The sequence below is a fragment of the Pseudomonas sp. UYIF39 genome (assembly GCF_029963765.1).
Taxonomy (GTDB): Bacteria; Pseudomonadota; Gammaproteobacteria; order Pseudomonadales; family Pseudomonadaceae; genus Aquipseudomonas.
In genome coordinates, this window is the sequence record NZ_JALBYU010000001.1 from 438156 (window position 1) to 456479 (window position 18324).

The 18324-nt window shown below is 59.0% G+C and carries 13 protein-coding genes; 5 read left to right on the forward strand and 8 right to left on the reverse strand.

Annotated features, from left to right (window positions below):
• Positions 1-3: 3 nt before the first annotated feature.
• Positions 4-381 (forward strand): response regulator, encoded by a 378-nt coding sequence (locus MO767_RS02165; protein WP_008146959.1) that lies wholly within the window; start codon positions 4-6, stop codon positions 379-381.
• A 39-nt stretch (positions 382-420) separates the two neighbouring features.
• On the opposite strand, the gene MO767_RS02170 is transcribed toward MO767_RS02165, so the two are convergent.
• From MO767_RS02170 to MO767_RS02185, 4 genes are all read right to left on the reverse strand, one after another.
• A complete protein-coding gene (locus MO767_RS02170; RefSeq protein ID WP_282479205.1) occupies positions 421-1353 on the reverse strand; it encodes a halovibrin HvnA in 933 nt (310 codons plus the stop codon).
• Positions 1354-1557: 204 nt separating this feature from the next.
• A complete protein-coding gene (locus MO767_RS02175; RefSeq protein WP_282479206.1) occupies positions 1558-3228 on the reverse strand; it encodes an ATP-binding protein in 1671 nt (556 codons plus the stop codon).
• Positions 3225-4727 carry an ATPase domain-containing protein gene (locus MO767_RS02180; protein WP_282479207.1) on the reverse strand — a complete coding sequence of 501 codons (1503 nt, stop codon included), beginning with the start codon at positions 4725-4727 and terminating at the stop codon, positions 3225-3227. Before MO767_RS02180 ends, MO767_RS02175 begins: the two co-directional genes overlap by 4 nt.
• A gap of 116 nt (positions 4728-4843) precedes the next feature.
• Positions 4844-5899 (reverse strand): tetratricopeptide repeat protein, encoded by a 1056-nt coding sequence (locus MO767_RS02185; RefSeq protein ID WP_282479208.1) that lies wholly within the window; start codon positions 5897-5899, stop codon positions 4844-4846.
• Positions 5900-6102: 203 nt separating this feature from the next.
• On the opposite strand from MO767_RS02185, the gene MO767_RS02190 reads away from it, so the two are divergent.
• The 3 genes from MO767_RS02190 to MO767_RS02200 are packed head-to-tail and all read left to right on the forward strand — an operon-like array spanning position 6103 to position 9482.
• On the forward strand, positions 6103-8250 hold the full coding sequence (locus MO767_RS02190) for an FUSC family protein (RefSeq protein WP_282479209.1): 2148 nt from the start codon (positions 6103-6105) through the stop codon (positions 8248-8250).
• Positions 8240-8440 carry a DUF1656 domain-containing protein gene (locus MO767_RS02195; protein ID WP_149628059.1) on the forward strand — a complete coding sequence of 67 codons (201 nt, stop codon included), beginning with the start codon at positions 8240-8242 and terminating at the stop codon, positions 8438-8440. Before MO767_RS02190 ends, MO767_RS02195 begins: the two co-directional genes overlap by 11 nt.
• A gap of 4 nt (positions 8441-8444) precedes the next feature.
• Positions 8445-9482: an HlyD family secretion protein gene (locus MO767_RS02200; protein ID WP_282479210.1), complete on the forward strand. Its 1038-nt coding sequence runs from the start codon at positions 8445-8447 to the stop codon at positions 9480-9482.
• A 4-nt stretch (positions 9483-9486) separates the two neighbouring features.
• Here MO767_RS02200 and MO767_RS02205 read toward each other — a convergent pair whose 3' ends face one another.
• From MO767_RS02205 to MO767_RS02220, 4 genes are all read right to left on the reverse strand, one after another.
• Positions 9487-10908, reverse strand: coding sequence for a TolC family protein (locus MO767_RS02205; RefSeq protein WP_282479211.1), 1422 nt, complete (start codon positions 10906-10908; stop codon positions 9487-9489).
• Positions 10905-14087, reverse strand: a complete 3183-nt coding sequence (locus MO767_RS02210) for an efflux RND transporter permease subunit (RefSeq protein WP_282479212.1) — start codon at positions 14085-14087, stop codon at positions 10905-10907. The genes MO767_RS02205 and MO767_RS02210 overlap by 4 nt, the downstream gene beginning before the upstream one ends.
• 12 nt (positions 14088-14099) lie before the next feature.
• Complete coding sequence (gene mexE, locus MO767_RS02215; protein ID WP_282479213.1) at positions 14100-15353, reverse strand: multidrug efflux RND transporter periplasmic adaptor subunit MexE; 1254 nt, start codon at positions 15351-15353, stop codon at positions 14100-14102.
• A gap of 265 nt (positions 15354-15618) precedes the next feature.
• Positions 15619-16536, reverse strand: a complete 918-nt coding sequence (locus MO767_RS02220) for a LysR family transcriptional regulator (protein ID WP_282479214.1) — start codon at positions 16534-16536, stop codon at positions 15619-15621.
• 268 nt (positions 16537-16804) lie between these two features.
• Between MO767_RS02220 and MO767_RS02225 the strand changes: the two genes are divergently transcribed.
• Positions 16805-17827 carry a zinc-dependent alcohol dehydrogenase family protein gene (locus MO767_RS02225; protein WP_282479215.1) on the forward strand — a complete coding sequence of 341 codons (1023 nt, stop codon included), beginning with the start codon at positions 16805-16807 and terminating at the stop codon, positions 17825-17827.
• Positions 17828-18324: the final 497 nt, after the last annotated feature.

Consider the following 18324-nt stretch of genomic DNA (forward strand, 5'->3'; position numbering starts at 1 on the left):
CCCATGAGTGAAGATGCACAAGACGTGGTATTGATCGTCGAAGATGATCCCTCGATTTTGATGGTGCTGTCGGCCTATCTTTCGGGTGAGGGCTACCGGGTATTGCAGGCCGAAAACGGCGAGCAGGCCTTCGAGATTCTATCGAGCAAACCGCACCTGGACATGATGATCACCGACTTCCGTCTGCCGGGCGGAATCTCTGGTGTCCAGATCGCTGAACCTGCCGTAAAGCTGCGACCGGAACTCAAGGTGATCTTTATCAGCGGTTATCCGCAGGAGATCCGCGAGACGGACAGCCCGATCACCCGTAAAGCACCGATCCTGGCCAAGCCGTTCGATCTGGATGTACTGCAAGAGCTTATGCAGGAAATGCTTTCCTGATGCAGGACGCCGTTCGTTGACCGGCGCCCTTTCAGTGGCTCAACGTTTTACCTGATCCGCTGCAATGTAGGTGAATACAGCATCAGTCGTTGCGGTAGGCATCGTAAGTTTTATGATCGGAACCACCGCTCCACCGGTTTTGGCGAAGTAGTCTGTCTGATCATGTTGTGCGCCAGGCAGCCCACCCGAGACGTAGAAAAACGCTTCGATGGGAAGTTCGCGTGGGATGTTTTGCGGCCAGGTGGCAAGGATCAACTCGATGTACTCATGCCGGCCTGCCATGAATTTACCCAGGTTATGGGCTCGAATGGTTTGATAGAACGAGTCGGCACCCAGATTATTCATCGAATCGCGCACATCAAAACTGCACAGCGCATTGTTTGTTCTGAAGTTGGCCAGCCATTGATCGCCGGTAGTTATGCCTTGTGATTGGCAGCGATTGCTGCGAGCGGGCCTTGGTTTGTAAAGACCGCAGCCTGGATCCTCTCGTTGGTCCGTTGCACCGTCTATAGGAAACGAACATAACACTTCGATCTGCCGTGTACCGGTGGGTCTTGCCAGTACCGGGGCCAATATGAAGCCATTTTTGTACAGGTACACCATGGTGGCGAACTTGGCGTCCTTCCTCAAATATGAAAAAGATACGCCTCCGCTGGTTTGTGAGCGTGGGCTAGGGTTCCAGCTCGAATACTGGGTCGATGGCACTGTTGCGCGCAGCATTATGCCTGCGCACAGAAACGCGGGCATCGAAGCCTTGCCACAATTTTGGCGAGTGTCGTTGTAACGACTGGTCAGGTTGGCTGCGACCGATGCACCACTGGCCGTTGCTGCGGATGAATACGTTTCTACGCTGGACCCCGATTCCAGGGTTCCTATGGAGGCCCGTTCGACTGGCGGTGCTGGTTCTTGTTTTTCGTGGACCTGGCAGCCCGCGAGGGCAACCGTCAGTGCAAATGCGATTATCTTGTTCATGAGTGTTCATCCCTTGAATGTTGACCTGCCCGTGGCAGGCGAGCGCAGAGTCGCCTGCGAGTAGGCACGCTGCGTACTTCAGGGGGGATTGAACCCAGAAAAACATACCGCGAATAGCTGTCAGAGTTGACAGGTGACAGGCTTCTAAACGAAGCCTAGGCTTAGCTGTCGTGTGGTGACGCTCAATGAAACAGGGCTTGCGGATTATTGGCGGATCATCTCCCGCACCTTCGCCGTCAGCAGGTCGAAGGTGAACGGCTTGGTGATCATCTGCATGCCAGGATCAAGGAAACCGCCGCGCACTGCGGCGTGTTCGGCGTAGCCGGTGATGAACAACACCTTGAGGTCCGGCCGGTATTGCCGGCCGATTTCCGCCAGTTGCCGGCCATTCATGCCGGGCAATCCAACGTCGCTGATCAACAGATCGATACGCTGCCCGGAATCGAGAATCGGCACCGCGCTGCCGGCATCGCCAGCCTCGACGAAGGCATAGCCCAGATCACTCAACACCGTACTGACCAACACCCGTACCGCCGGATCGTCCTCGACGATCAGTACCGTTTCGCCGTTTTGCGCGAACGGAGCGTGCTGGACGTCCACCGGGCTGTCCTGAGGCACGTCGCCGCCGAATCGCGGGAGAAACAGACTCACCGTGGTGCCTTCGCCCACTTCACTGTGAATGGCGACGTGGCCGCGCGATTGTTTGCTGAAGCCATAAATCATCGACAGGCCGAGGCCTGTGCCTTGACCGATAGGCTTGGTGGTAAAGAACGGGTCAAAGGCCCGGTTGATGGTGCTTTGCGGCATGCCACACCCGGTGTCTGTGACGCTCAGCACCACGTAATCACCCGGTTGAAGGTTGCTCTGGGCCTGGGTGAAGCCAATGTCCAGATACTGATTGCTGGTTTTCACCACCAGTTTGCCGCCATCGGGCATCGCATCCCGAGCATTGATCACCAGATTGAGCAGGGCGCTTTCCAATTGGTTGGGATCGGCTTCGGCCACCCAGAGTTGCTCGTCTAGCTGCATGTCCAGCTGAATGGTTTCGTTGATGCTGCGCTGAAGCAACTCGCCCATGGAGACCACCAGGGTGTTCATCTCCACGGGTTTGGAATCCAGCGACTGACGCCGGGAGAACGCCAGCAGACGGTGGGTCAGGCCTGCCGCGCGGTTGGCTGAGGTCACGCCCAGGTCGATAAGACTGTCCAGATCCTCGGTGCGCCCACGGGCCAGACGTCGGCGCAGTAGCTCCAGGCTGCCGATGATGCCGGTCAGCATGTTGTTGAAGTCGTGGGCAATACCGCCGGTGAGCTGGCCGACCGCTTCCATCTTCTGCGATTGGCGCAGAGCTTCTTCATTGTGTCGCAGCTGGGCAGTGCGTTCCTCGACCTGCTGTTCGAGGGTTTCGAGGGTGTTTTGCAACCGCAGTTCGCTTTGACTCAGATCGATCAGCCGGTCCCTGGCTTCGTACTGTCGTCGACGTCCGCGCAGCGCGGTGGTCACCAGGCTGATCAACGTGACCGGGTGAAAAGGGCGCTCAAGAAAGGTCACGTTCCCCAACTGTGGGCCGTAGCGCGATGCCGGGTTTTGTTCCGGGCCGCCATGGTAGGTCATCAATACAATCGGAAGGTCCGACCAGGCCGGTTGTTGCTCGATCAGACCGAGCAGCGGTTCAAGATCACCGCCCAACAAGGCCTCGGAAGAAATCAGCAGCAAGCCTGCCCCTTGCTCCAGCTCGCTGCACAAAGCCACCAGGTCCCGAGTAATCACCCCGTCGTAACCCGCTTCATTGAGCATCATCAGCGCAATCTGGCTGTCACGACCCAGCGGCGCGAGAATGATCGCGCGCTCGGACATTGCTTCCTTGGCAATCACGGGCTTTGTTCCTCAAGCAAGGGGTTGCTGGCACCCAGATAGGTCGGGACGCCGCGCAATACACCTTGAAATGCATCCAGCGGTTCACCAATGGTCATGCCCTGAGCGCTAATGCGGTATTCGCGAATGGTCGATTCATGGCTGCCCGTGCGTTTCTTGATGATCGAGATCGCCCGGCGAACCTTGCCCAATGCCTCGAAGTAGCGCAGCAGAATGACCGTGTCGGCCAGATAGGTGATGTCCACGGGGGCTTGCATGTCACCGACCAGTCCGTGCTGGGCGACGGTCATGAAGGTCGCGGCACCCTGGCGATTGAGGTACAGCAGCAACTCGTGCATGTGCAGTACCAGCGCGTTTTCCTCTGGCATCGCCGCCTGATAGCCATTGATGCTGTCAATCACCACGGTCTTGATATCGCCCTCATCGACACAGCGACGAACCCGGTAGGAAAACTCTCCGGGGGACAACTCGGCCGCGTCCACTTGCTCGATCAGCAGGTTGCCAGTGTCTTGCAGCGCCTGCAGGTCGATGCCGATGTTCTTCATGCGCTCGAACAGCAACCCGAGCTCTTCATCGAAAATAAACAGCGCGGCTTTTTCGCCGCGGGCCACGGCGGCCGCGGCGAAGATCATCGAAATCAGCGATTTGCCGGTACCGGCCGGGCCGAGGATCAACGTGCTGGAACCGGTCTCGATCCCGCCACCGAGCAAGGCGTCCATGGCCTTGATGCCGCTGGTCAACTGCTGGCGGATATAGCGACCACGATGCTCGGCGGCCACCAGACGCGGAAACACATGCACGCCATCGCCCATGATGGTGAAGTCGTGAAACCCGCCTCGGTACTTCTGTCCACGGTACTTCACCACACGGATCCGCCGACGCTCGGCGCCATAGTTGGGGGTCAGTTCCTCAAGGCGAATGACGCCGTGGGCCACACTGTGCACGGTTTTGTCGAGGGATTCGGTGGTCAGGTCGTCCAGCAACACCACCGTGGCGTCATAGCGCACGAAGTAATGTTTGATCGCGAGGATCTGGCGACGGTAGCGCAATGAGCTTTGGGCCAGCAGACGGATCTCGGAAAGACTGTCGAGCACCACGCGGGTCGGCTTGACCCGTTCGACCACTTCGAAAATCTGCTTGGTGGCTTCGCCCAGTTCCAGGTCCGAGGAATACAACAAGCTCTGCTGATGCTCGGCATTGAGCAGGCTTTCCGGGGGCGTCAGCTCGAAGATGTGGATGTTCTCACCCAGCTCCCAACCGTGGGACAACGCACCCTGTCGCAGCTCCCGCTCGGTTTCCGACAACGTGATGTACAACGAGCGCTCGCCGGCACGAGCGCCGGCCAACAGGAAATGCAAAGCGACGGTGGTTTTGCCGGTTCCGGGCTCACCCTCCAGTAAAAACACATGCCCGCGGGACAAACCGCCGGCCAGGATGTCATCCAGACCTTCAATGCCGGTGGCGGCTTTTGCACTGATCAACTCGTTTGATGTAGACAAAAAATGCCCTCTCATGACTAGGGGGAACGAGGCAGCAGGCTGTAAGTACCTGAATGGACTACCTGTTCTCTTGACCCTTGGCCGAGACGACGAGTTCAACGAAATTTTTGCTGGTGTTAAAGCCCTTGCTGCAAGGCGGGGTCGTCGGGATTGAGTTGTTCGAGTTGCGCCAACAGAATCTGCACGTTCTGCAGCTGGCCGCTTTCTTTCCAGTAGTTGATCAACAATACCCGGGCTTTCCGGTCGGCCGGGTGCCGCTGGACAATCTCCTGCAACTGTTTCTGCGCCGCTTCCAGCTCCTGTTCATCGTGAAGTGTGGTGGCCAGGTCGTAGCGGTAATCCTTGTTGTCCGGATCCAACTCCACGGCTTTGGAAAGGCCGAGCAGGGCGAACTCACTTTGCCCGTGATGCAACAGCCAAAGTCCCAGGGCATGTTGCAGGTAGGCCGAGTCGGGCTGAGCCTTTAGCTGCTTGGCCAACAGTTGCCGGGCAGCATCGTTTTGGCCCAGGCGATCCAGCACGTCGATTTGCATCACCAGCGCGGGCAGGTTGCCGGGCGCAAGACGCAAGGTGTTCTCCAGTGCCTGCTGCGCCTCTTTCAATTCGGCATTGTGCAGATGCAGCCGAGCCAATTGATATTGGTTGTCGGCGCTTTCCGGCTGACTCTTCAGGTCCTGTTCCCAGGCATCGATGGCTTGCTCCAGCGGCCCGAAGTACAAACCGAGATCGTCCGGCGATAGCCCCAGCAGCGCGTTCACGGCGACATAGCGCACGCGCTGTTCGCTGTCATCGAGCAGCGGGCCCAGCAGCAGACTGCGCTGACCGCTGGGCACCAGACCGCTGATGCTTTTGATCGCCGCGATGCGCACGTCCGGCGATTCATGCTGCAAGTCCGCATCCGCCAGTTTCAGGGCCACGGAGCTGGGGTAGTTAGGCAGTTCGGCATGCAACCAGACGCGGCGTTTGGCCGATATATCAGAGCGCCCCAGTTGCTGGTAGAGGACCCGCGCTGCGCCCGGTTGGCCTGCGCGAGCCTGGTTCAGCGCCTCGCTGTAGCCACGCTTGATCGCCTCCGGCACGGCGGGGGTTGAACTGCGCAGGAAAAACCAGGCAACGCCGATGACAAACAGGACGCAGAGGCTGATGAGCAGGAAACGGCGGGACTGGGGCATGCAGGAATCCGGGAGCTGGCAAGCTGTTGCAAAGTTGCCAGCTTCGGTCAGGCGGGGCTTTGAGTCAAACCCGGACTCAGTTCTATTCGTTAGTCAGTCAATTCGAGGCAGTCTGGCCTTTCAATGATTTTGCCTACAGGTTGCGTCGACATCGAAACCCATCAGGCGCCGTAGCAGTGACTACGCTTGCTGGAGATGACTCGATGAGCGCTCCCATGCAACCGCTGCTGCAGTACTTCAAAGCGATACTCAACCCCGGACCCGGAGTGGCGTTATTCGCCCTGCGGACCATCGCGGCCGGGCTGCTGACGTTGTATCTGGCGTTCCTGTTCGACCTTGAGCAACCCAAGTGGTCGATCATGGCGGTGGTCATCGTCAGCCAGCCATTGGGCGGCATGGCCCTGGCCCGAAGTTTCGGCCAGGTCATCGGCACCACGCTCGGGGCGGTCGTGGCGGTGTTGATCATGGCGATCTTTCCCCAGGCGCCCCTGCCTTTCATCCTCACCCTGGCCTTGTGGCTGGCGCTGTGTACCGCCGGCGGCACCTTGTTGCGCTACACCAGTTCCCAGGCGTTTGTTCTGAGCGGGTACACGGCGGTGGTCGTGGCACTGCTGGCGGTGCCCGATCAGGACGGCACGTTCCTTCTCGCGGTCACCCGCGTGACCGAGACGCTATTGGCGGTGGCTTGTGTGTGCGTGGTCAGCCTGCTTACCGCACGTCCGGAGGCTGTGGCCCGGGATTACTTCGCCAAGATCGATCAGGTCATCAAGCTGCTCGCGACCCACGCTGCAGCCGTCATCCGAACCGAGGAAAGCGAGGCCGATTTCCATCGGCGGCAGATGCAACTACTCGGCGCGATCAGCGCCCTGGAAGGCGTACGGCGGCATTTGTATTTCGATGCGCCACGGTTGCGCAGCGCCAATGGCCTGGTGCAACTGCTGGGCAATCAGCTTGTGTTGCTGACCTCGCGGCTGACGGCGCTACGCCACCAGCGGCAGCTGCTGGCCGAGCGCTGGAAAGGTGATTTGCCCGAAGAGATACAGCGTTTGCGGGCCGAAGAACTGGTGTTTCTCGATGATTTGGCCCTGCAAGGGCGCTCACTGTCGACCGAAGCACGGCACCATTTCGCCGCGCTGCAACAGCGCTTCGATGACCAGGCCTACAAGGCCGAACAACTCACCGAGACGATGCCTGCCACGCTGCGCTCACTGGCCTGGGCACTGCGCTGGGAGCAGGCACGGATGCTGGAGCAACTGGGGCAGACTCTGGAACTGAGTGACGCGATCCAGGAAGGACGTGAAGCCAGTTGCGTGTTCCGCGGCCAGGACAATCCACTTCATCTGGACTTCACGTTGGCGGCAATGAACGCGATCCGCGCATTTACCGCATTGGTGGTGGCCGGCCTGATCTGGATCGAAACCGCTTGGGACGGGGCTCGTGGCGGGATGATCGTGGCGGGAATTCTCTGTTCGCTGATGGCGACTTTTCCCCGGCCGTTGCTGGCCAGCCAAAGTTTTGCCAGGGGGCTGGGTCTGGCTTTGGTGGTATCGGCGCTGTATCTGTTCCTGCTGATTCCGAAGATCAGTGACTTCGAGTTACTCGCCTTGTTGTTAACACCATTGCTATATGCCGTCGCGGTGGGGTTGTCCAGTCCGCCAACCACGGGCACAGGCATTGGTCTTGGACTAACGACAATGCTGTTGTTGGGCCCGCAAAACACGGAAATCGGCCAAAACAGTGCCATTCAGTGGTTCGAGTTTGCCGGTTCCTATATCTGCGCCGCCGCGCTGGCGCTCAGTGTCTACGCCTTGATCTTCCCGTTCAGGCCCGTTTTGCGGATACGCCGGCTGTTCAATGAGAACTGTGAGCAGGTCTACGCTTTGCTGAAGACGCCGGCCACCGATGAGGAGCAATTTGCGTTTGAAAGCCGCATGGTCGATCGCCTGACCATGATGTTGGGATTATTGCCGGCTACCAACGACAAGCAATCCAGCGAGCTGTTCGAAGTCAGCCTTGGGTGCATGGCACTGGGTGTGGCGTTGAACCAACTCAGGCAACAGGGGCAAAGCAACACGTTGCTCAGTACTGAACAGCAAAACCGTTTGCTGGCTGCCGTCCGTGAGACAGGACGATTGATCGCCGGGCGGCCCGGGATTGACCTTGAGCAGTTGCTCGGAAACCTGCGTGTCTTGGGCGATGAAATGGACGACTTGCATTTAGACGTTCATGAACACCTGTGGTCGGTATTCCGGATGCGCGTGGCGTTGTTGATCGTGGTGTCGTTTCTGGAGCGACATCGCAAACACTTTCAACCCGCAGAAACGGAAGGAGTGCAGGCCCTTGCCCATTGATTTTGAATTAGGTGGCGTCTACTTGCCGCCGATTGCTCAGGCGTTACTGCTGGCCCTGCCGATTTACCTGCTGCTGGACTGGGTCTTGCGCCGCCTTGGCGTGCTGCGGTTCGTCTGGCATGAGGCCTTGTTCGAAGGCGCGTTGTACGCCTGCGTTTGCGCAACGCTGATTCTGGTGATGGGAGCTTGATGCTTTGAAGAAGATCCTTGCCCGACTTGCGACGGTGGCGGTGGTGTTGCTGGCCTTTGTTCTCGGCTGGTTTGCCTGGGAACATTACACCCGCGCCCCCTGGACCCGGGATGCACGGGTGCGTGCCGATGTGGTGACCTTGTCCGCCGATGTCTCGGGGCGCATCGTTGGCCTGGGCGTGCAGGACAACCAGCATGTGGAGAAAGGCCAGCTGCTGCTGGAGATCGACCCGGCACGCTATGTCCTGGCGGTTGAGCATGCCAAGCGTTCGGTGGAAGTGGCGAAAGCCACCCTTGGCCAGTCCGAGGCAACGATTGTTGCCAGTGAAGCGTTGCTCCGCCAGCGTCAGAGTGAAGAGCGCCGACGGCGCACGCTCAAGCAGCGGTTCGCAATTTCTGGCGAAGAATGGGAAAAATCCAGCACGGAAGTGGCGGTGGCGCAGGCCGAGTTGCTGCGCAACCAGGCCAACCTCGGTTTGGCCCAAGCCAACGTGCAACTGGCCATCGCTGCGTTGACCCAGGCCGAACTGGACTTGCAGCGCACGCGGGTCGAAGCGCCCGTGACGGGTTACGTCACCAACCTGCTGACCCGTCAGGGTGACTATGCCGCGGCCGGTGGCGCGCTGTTGGCGCTGGTGGACAGCGACTCGTTTTATGTCAGCGGCTACTTTGAAGAAACCAAGCTGCCGCGAATCGAGGAGGGCGACCGGGTCAGGATCGAATTGATGAGCGGCGAAACCTTCGGCGGTACTGTGCAAAGCATTGCCTTCGCCATTTCCGACCGGGAGAACCTGCCCGGCGGTCGCCTGCTGGCCAACATCAACCCCAGTTACACCTGGGTCAAACTGGCGCAACGGGTGCCGGTGAGGATACAGATCGACGCCGATTACGCGGCCAAAAACCGATTGCGTGCCGGGACAACCGCCACCGTCACAGTCCTTGAGTCCGAACAGAGTAAAAACCAGGCCAAAAAAGCCCCGCGACCGAATGAGGCGCAGGGCAAAGGAATTGGTTGGTTGCGGCCAACCAAAGGAGCTCGTTAAAACTTTACTTGCTAGCGACCGTCTCTGGTTGCCAGCCACCGCCCAGGGCTTTGTAAATCGCGACAATGCCGCGATACAGATCGACTTCGGCCTGGGCCTGAGTGTCTTCAGCCGCCAGGCGCTCACGCTGAGCGTCGAGCAGGACGAGGAAGTCCGCAGTGCCTTCGCGGTAGCGAATTTCGGCCAGGTCAGCCGCGGCGCGGCTGGATTCGCTCTGACGGATCAGCGAGATCAAGCGTTGTTGACGTTTGCCGTAGTCGCTAAAGGCGTTTTCCGATTCTTCCAACGCCAACAGTACTTGCTGCTCGTAGGTCGCCAGGGCGCCTTCGGCATCAGCATCGGCACCACGTAGACGGGCGCGCACGCTGCCAAGGTCGAACGCCGCCCAGGTAATGCTTGGACCCAGTGCCCAGGCGTTGGCCGCCGAGGAACCGATTTGCGAACCGCGCCCGGCGGTGAAGCCAAGGAAACCGCTGAGGCTGACCCGTGGGAACAAATCCGCCTTGGCCACGCCGATACGGGCGGTGGCGGAGGCGAGTTTGCGCTCGGCGCTGAGAATGTCCGGGCGACGTTGCAGCAGTTCGCCCGGATCACCGATCGGCAGGGCCTTGGCGATCGCCGGCAAGTCTTTTGGACTCAGGTCGACGGTCAGCTTATCCGGCCGCTCACCCAACAGGGTGGCGATGCGGTTTTTCTGCCGAACCTGTTCGGCCTGCAATTGCGGCACGCTGGCTTCGACGGACGCCAGGCGCGCATCGGCGCGAACCACATCGAGCTGATCACCGACGCCGGCATCACGCAGGCTGACGGTGATCTTACTCGATTCCTGCTGGTTGTTCAGGTTGGCCAGGGCGATCTTTTCCCGCAACTGCGCGCCGCGCAGTTGACCGTAGGCATCCACCAGTTCAGCAATCATCGAGACTTGCAGTTGGTACAGATCGGCTTCGAGCGCTTGCTGTTCGGCGTCGGCGGATTCCAGATTGCGCTGGATACGCCCAAACAGGTCGATCTCCCACGCCATGTCCAGGCCCAGGTCGTAGCGTTCGCTATTGACCCGCTTGGTGGTCTGGCCCGGAATCTGACCCTTGGCCAGGTCACTGCTGACCCGGCTGGTGATGGTCGGCATGGCGTCATTGCTGACGTCATCGCGAATTGCCCGGGCGGCTTTCCAGCGAGCGAAGGCGACGCGTAAATCACGGTTGCCTTTCAGCGATTGAGTCACCAACTGGTTGAGGGTCGGATCTTCGAACTGCTGCCACCAGATGCCTTCGAAACGCGAGCGGTCGAAGTTTTTCTGGCCGGCGCTGCCATCGGTGGCGGTGGTGATGTTGGCCGGCTCAGTGGCTGGGGTCTTGTAGTCCGGGCCGACGGCACAGGCACTCAGGGCCAGCACCAACAGGCTCGGCAGGAAGGCTTTCAGGCTCATTGTTGTGCCTCCAGTTTCAGGGCCTTGGCCGCTTTGCGCTTTTCACCGCGCTCCACAAAGTTACGAATCAATACGTAGAACACTGGCGTCAGCAACAGACCGAAGAAGGTCACCCCGAGCATCCCGGAGAACACCGCCACACCCATGGCATGACGCATTTCGGCACCGGCACCGCTGGAGAAGACCAGAGGCACAACACCCATGATGAACGCGAAGGAAGTCATCAGGATCGGACGCAGACGCAGGCGGCAAGCTTCCAGTACCGCGGCGAGTGGGCTGAGGCCTTCGTCCTGCTGTTTATCCTTGGCAAACTCGACGATCAGAATCGCGTTCTTACAGGCAAGTCCCACCAGTACGATCAAGCCGATCTGAGTGAAGATGTTGTTGTCGCCTCCCGAAGCAATCACACCGGTGATGGCCGACAGCAGGGTCATCGGTACGATCAGGATCACCGCCAGTGGCAGACTCCAGCTTTCGTATTGAGCCGCGAGTACCAGGAACGCCAGCAGTACGCAGAGCGGGAACACGAACAGTGCGGTGTTACCGGACAGAATCTGCTGGTAGGTCAGGTCGGTCCACTCGTAGGTCATGCCGTTCGGAAGTTCTTCCTTGAGCAGTTTCTCGATGGCTTTTTCGGCCTGGCCGGAGCTGTAGCCGGGGGCTGCTGCACCGTTGATTTCAGCAGTGATGAAGCCGTTGTAGTGCATCACGCGGTCCGGGCCCGAGGTGTCGCTGACCTTGATGAAGGTCGCCAGCGGGATCATCTCGCCTTTGTTGTTACGCACTTTCAGCTGACCGATCTGGTCCGGTTCGAGACGGAACTGCTGTTCAGCCTGAACGTTGACCTGGTAGGTGCGACCGAAGCGGTTGAAGTCGTTGGCATACAGCGAACCCAGATAGATCTGCAGGGTGTCGAAGATGTCGCTGACGGCCACGCCGTGGGTCTTGGCTTTTTCGCGGTCGATAGCTGCATCGACTTGCGGCACGTTCACGGTGTAGCTGGTGAACAGGGCGGCCAGTTCCGGCACGTTGTGGCTTTTGTTGATGATGTTCATGGTTTCTTTGTACAGCTCGTCGTAACCCAGGTTGCCCCGGTCTTCGATCTGCAGGCGGAAACCGCCAATGGTGCCCAGGCCTTGTACCGGCGGCGGCGGGAAGATCGCCATGTAGGCTTCCTGAATCCCGGCGAACTGTCCGTTCAATGCACCGGCAATCGCACCGGCGGACATGCTCGGGTCTTTGCGCTCGTCGAACGGTTTCAGGGTGACGAACACGATGCCGGCGTTAGGGCTGTTGGTGAAACCGTTGATCGACAGGCCCGGGAAGGCCACCGCACTTTCGACGCCAGGCTGTTTCAGGGCCAGGTCGGACATGCGTTTGATCACGTCTTCGGTACGGTCCAGGCTCGAGGCATCCGGCAGTTGCGCGAAGGCCACCAGGTATTGCTTGTCCTGGCCGGGTACGAAACCGGTCGGGGTGCTGGAGAAACCGAAGAATGTCAGCACCATCAGGCCTGCGTACAGCAGCAGGGCGATACCGCTGCTGCGGATAACCCGGCCTACCGTGCCGACATAACCGTGGCTGGCCTTGTCGAAGAAGCGGTTGAACGGACGGAACAACCAGCCACCGAAGATCTTGTCGAGGACCTTGGAGAAACGGTCTTTCGGTGCGTCGTGACTTTTGAGCAACACCGCAGCCAGTGCGGGTGACAGGGTCAGCGAGTTGAACGCCGAGATAACGGTCGAGATCGCAATGGTCAGGGCGAATTGCTTATAGAACTGTCCGGTCAACCCGGAGATGAAGGCCGCCGGGATAAACACCGCACACAGCACCAGCGCCGTCGCGATGATCGGACCGGTCACTTCACGCATGGCCCGCTTGGTCGCTTCGACCGGAGTCAGTCCCAGTCCGATGTTTCGCTCGACGTTCTCCACCACCACGATGGCGTCGTCCACCACAATACCGATGGCCAATACCAGACCGAACAGTGACAGGGCGTTCAGCGAGAAGCCGAACAGGTGCATCACGGCAAACGTACCAATCAGCGAAACCGGCACCGCCACCAACGGGATGATCGAGGCGCGCCAGGTTTGCAGGAACAGGATCACCACCAGGACAACGAGGATCAGTGCTTCGAAGAGAGTGTGAACCACCGCCTCGATGGAGCCGCGCACGAAGATCGTCGGGTCATAGACGATGCTGAAATCCATGCCTTCCGGGAAGCTCTTTTTCAGCTCCGCCATCTTGTCGCGCACTTCGTTGGAGATTTCGATCGCATTGGAGCCAGGGCGCTGGAAGATCGGGATCGCCACTGCCGGCTGGTTGTTCAGCAGCGAACGCAAAGCGTATTGGCTGGAACCCAACTCAATGCGAGCGATGTCTTTGAGGCGAGTGATTTCACCGTTCTCGCCGGAGCGGACGATGATGTTCTCGAACTCTTCTTCAGAAACCAGACGACCTTGCGTGTTGACGGACAGCTGGAAAGCAGTGGCATTCGGCGCGGGTGGCGCACCCAAGGCACCGGCGGCCACCTGACGGTTCTGTTCACGAATCGCGGTCACGACATCGGTGGCGGTCAGGTTACGCGAAGCGGTCTTGTTCGGATCGAGCCAGACACGCAGCGAGTAATCGCCCATGCCAAACAGCTGCACATCACCGACACCGCCCAGACGCGCCAGCTCATCCTTGATGTTGAGCAAGGCGTAGTTGGACAGGTAGAGCATGTCGTAGCGTTTGTCCGGCGAGGTCAAGTGCACAACCATGGTCAGGTCGGGGGAAGCCTTGTCCACGGTGATACCGATGCGCGTCACTTCCTCGGGAAGTTTCGGCTCGGTCCGGGTCACACGGTTCTGCACCTGTACCTGTGCGTTGTCCAGGTCAGTGCCCAGCGCAAAGGTGATAGTCAGGGTGATCTTGCCGTCAGCGGTGGATTGCGAGGACATGTACAGCATGTTCTCGACGCCGGTGATGGCTTGCTCCAACGGAGCAGCCACGGTTTCACCAATGACTTTTGGGTTGGCACCCGGGAAGTTGGCGCGGACCACAACGGTCGGCGGAACCACTTCCGGGTATTCGCTGATCGGCAATTGGAACAGCGAGATGGCGCCAGCGATCAGGATCAGCAGCGAAAGTACCGCTGCAAAGATCGGCCGTGAAATGAAGAATTGGGAAAAATTCATCGTAGAGATCCCTTAACCACGTGGAGTCGCAGCAGCGAGTTTCACAACCGAACCCGGCGCGACCTTGGCAGGGGCGACTTGGGGCAGGTTGCTGGCTTCCAGCGCTTGTCGTTGTTGAGCCAGAGCGGCGAGGGTTTGTTCGCTGGCCATCGGGATCACTTCAGGGGTGACCGGCGAGCCAGGGCGAACCCGTTGCAGCCCCTTGACGATGACGGTGTCGTCCTTGTTCAGGCCGCTGCGCACGATGCGCAAACCTTCAATCTTCGGACCCAGTTCGACCGAGCGATACACCGTCTTGTTGTCGGTATCCATCACCAGCACGAACTTTTTACCCAGATCGGTACCGACCGCTTCGTCGTTGATCAGCACGGCGGAATAGGTGCCGCTACCGACCAGTTTCAGACGGGCATACAGGCCAGGGGTGTAGGCGCCGTCGCTGTTATCGAACACGGCACGACCGCGGATGGTGCCGGTTTTCGGGTTGACCTGGTTGTCGACGAAGTTCATCACGCCCTGGTGCGGGTTACCGTCTTCGTTGGAGAGACCGAGGTAAACCGGCGTGGTCGCACCGCGTTTGCCCTGGCGAGCGAGCTGGGTGTATTTGAGGAACACACGCTCGTCGGCGTCGAAGTAGGCGTAGACCTTGTCGGTGGACACCACACTGGTCAGCGCGGTGGTATCGGCGGTCACCAGGTTGCCGGCGGTGATTTCCGCGCGGCTGGCGCGACCACTGATCGGCGCGGTGACACGGGTGAAGCTCAGGTTCAGTTTGGCCAGGTCCAGTTGTGCCTGAAGGGCACCGACGGCGGCGCGGGCTTCTTGAGCAGCGCTGGTGCGCGAATCGGCCAGCTCGGCGGAGATTGCGTTGCTGGTGCGCAGACGTTCGCCGCGCTGGGACTCGTTTTCGCTGCGGGTGGCGTTGGCGCGGGACTGGGCAACCAGGGCTTCGAGGCGGCGGACCTCGGCCTGGAATGGACGCGGGTCGATCTGGAACAACAGGTCGCCTTTCTTGACCAAAGCGCCTTCAGTGAAGGCCACTTCATCGATCTGGCCAGAGACCCGTGGACGAATTTCTACGGTTTCCGGCGCTTCGAGGCGCCCAGTGAATTCGTCCCACTCGTTAACCGGTTGTTCCAGCACCTTGGCCACGCTGACCTTGGCTGCGGGCATAGTGGCGGCCGTGTCCGGAGTCTTGCCGCAGGCGCTCATCACCAGTACGGCCAACAGGGCCAACGGGAAGCGTAAATGTTTGAGTGATTGTTCCATGGATGCATCCGCCAATGTATTGAGAATGGACGGATGATGCTCGGCGAGGATGTATCGCACGAATCGAATGAGGCAAAGGTAACTATCATTCGGAATGATATAAGCCCCAGCCAAGCTCTCTAGCGTGCACCTTTCGTTAGGCGGCGATCAATAGATTGATGACAATTCTGTGTTGCGGGGAATGCAAAGATAAGGCGGTAGATCGAGTCGCTCCCATCGCGAGGTTGCTCGCGATGGGACCAGAAGCCCTCACACATAATCAGGATCAGGTCAAACTATCCGGATCCCCAAAGAACATTTGAATCCGCGACCTTAACCAACGCTCGCCCGGATCATTATCCTGCGACCCGCGCCAGGTCATGTGCAATTCAAAACTGCGCACCGGCAACGGCGGGTCTTCAGCCCGCACACCACCGGCCGCCGTCAACGCTTCAGCTGTGTAGTCCGGCACAGTCGCGACAATATCGGTCCCGCTGATGAGTGTGCTGAGTCCGTTGAACTGTGGCACTGCGAGCACCACATGTCGTTTGCGTCCGAGCTTTTCCAGCTCTTCATCTATAAAGCCGCTCAGGTCACCGGCGAACGACACCAGCGCATGAGGCCGTGCGCAGAAATCATCCAGGCTCAACGGCCCCGGCACCGTGTCGGCCCGTAATAGCTTTGGCATGCTGCGGCGCAGTACTTTGCGCTTGGCGTTGGCCGGCAGGTCGGCGGTGTAGCTGACGCCGATGGAAATTTCGCCAGAAGCCAGCAGGCTCGGCATCAGGATGTAGTTGGCCCGACGCACCACCAGCACGATCCCCGGTGATTCGGCGCGCAGGCGCTTGAGCAGCATCGGCAGCAGGGCGAACTCGACATCGTCCGACAGACCGATGCGAAACACAGCGTTGCTGGTGGCCGGGTCGAATTCCGCCGCACGACTGACCGCGGTGGAAATCGAATCCAGTGCAGGCGAGAGCAGGGCGAAGATCTCCACCGCCCGGGCGGACGGCTCCATGCTGCGGCCGGTACGCACGAACAACGGATCATCGAACAGCCCACGCAGGCGCGAGAGAGCCGCACTGATGGCCGGCTGGCCGAGGAACAGTTTCTCCGCAGCGCGGGTCACACTGCGTTCGTGCATCAATGTTTCGAAAACGATTAACAGGTTCAGGTCGACACGACGCAGGTCATTACGATTCATCTGGAGTCCTGGCAGAGTCATCAAGCTTGACGAGAGCGGCCATATGAGAACAATGGCCGGCATGAATATTACGGGGAAAGGCTGCTACTCTGCACCGAGTAATTCAGTTTTCATGAAAAGGCTGCTTCGGTTTTTACGGCATTTGACGATGTCGCCGGCGCTGCGGAATCAATGACAGGCATGTCGACTATTAATAGCCACTGATAGTCTTGGGTAGAAAGCCCAGATAGAGTTCAGGGCATTAGAGGTTTCTTTGACGAGGTTTGCGATGTCCCGCACGATCCGTTTTCACAAGTTTGGTCCAGCCGAGGTGCTCAAATGCGAAGAGCATGCGGCCGCTCTCCCTGCGCCGGGCGAAGTGCAGGTGCGCGTCGAGGCGATTGGCATCAGCTGGTACGACATTCTCTGGCGCCAGAACCTGGCCTCGTCCCATGCTCGCCTGCCTTCAGGTCTTGGCCATGAAATGTCCGGCGTCGTGACGGCGGTTGGCGAGGGCGTCGATGATCTGGCAGTTGGCGACAAGGTCGCCAGCTTCCCGGCTGAAAGCCCCAACGATTATCCGGTCTACGGCGAGCAGATCGTTCTGCCGCGCTCGGCACTCACCCGTTACCCGGACGTACTCAGCCCGATCGAAGCCAGCGTGCATTACACGCCGCTGCTGATCGCTTACTTCGCTTATGTCGATCTGGCACGGGTCAAACCCGGGCAGTTCGCTCTGGTGACTGACGCCAGTCACTGTGCCGGTCCGTCCTTTGTACAACTGGGCAAGGCTCTGGGTATCCGGGTCATTGCAGCGACCAAGACGGCGGAAGAGCGTGAGTACCTGTTGTCCCTGGGTGCCGAGAAAGTCATCGTCACCGAAGAGCAGGATCTGCTGATGCAGATCAACAAGATTACCGACAACCGTGGCGTGGACGTTGTGTTTGACGGTCTCGGCGGTCCACAGATGTCGTTGCTTGGCGATGTGCTTGCACCTCGCGGCAGCCTGGTGCTGTATGGCCTGCAAGGTGGCAACCAGACGCCATTCCCGGCCTGCGCAGCGTTCCAGAAGAACATCCAGTTCTTTGTGCACTGCATCGGCAACTTCACCGGCAAGCCTGAACTGGGCATCATCCAGGACCAGGTCGCACTGAAACGCGCTTTGCGCGACATCAACCAGATGACCGCCGACCGCGTGTTGCTGCCGCTCAAGACTCGGGTCTTCCCGTTTGCCCAGTTTGTCGAAGCACACCGCTACATGGACGAATGCCCATGCCGCGAACGAGTCGCCCTCCAGGTCGAACCTGCATAAGCCCTTCATGTAAGCCCCTTTGCAAGAGTCCGTGCCCCCCACGGACTCTTCTGATTTCGGCACCTGCCAAAATGAGACGTCCCATTGCCCCATCAATGGGTCAGTTCAGCAACTGAACTGGTTTTTGCTCTCAATCTGTATCTTCTAATCATCATATAAGCCTTGATAATTGAATGATTACTTTCATCTCAAGGAATGAGTCATGGCTGGGTATCGGCTTGATACTTTTCAATATGCACTGTTAATACATATCCGACCAATAGTTCGTTGTTGCGCAGTTACCAAAAAAACATGGGTGACTTCTTTCTCTATTTCTTGTGCTAATTGTCTGTGGGACGTTGTCGGACATTTCCTAGGATGTCGCTCGCAGCCGTTAGAGGTAGGTTCTATAGGGGCATGCGGCCACCTGCCTCTGGACGGGGCGGGGGAGTCTTCTAGTTATTTCAAATAATTACTAAAAGCTTAAGTGCTAGCATTTGGCAATAACGCCCAGTACT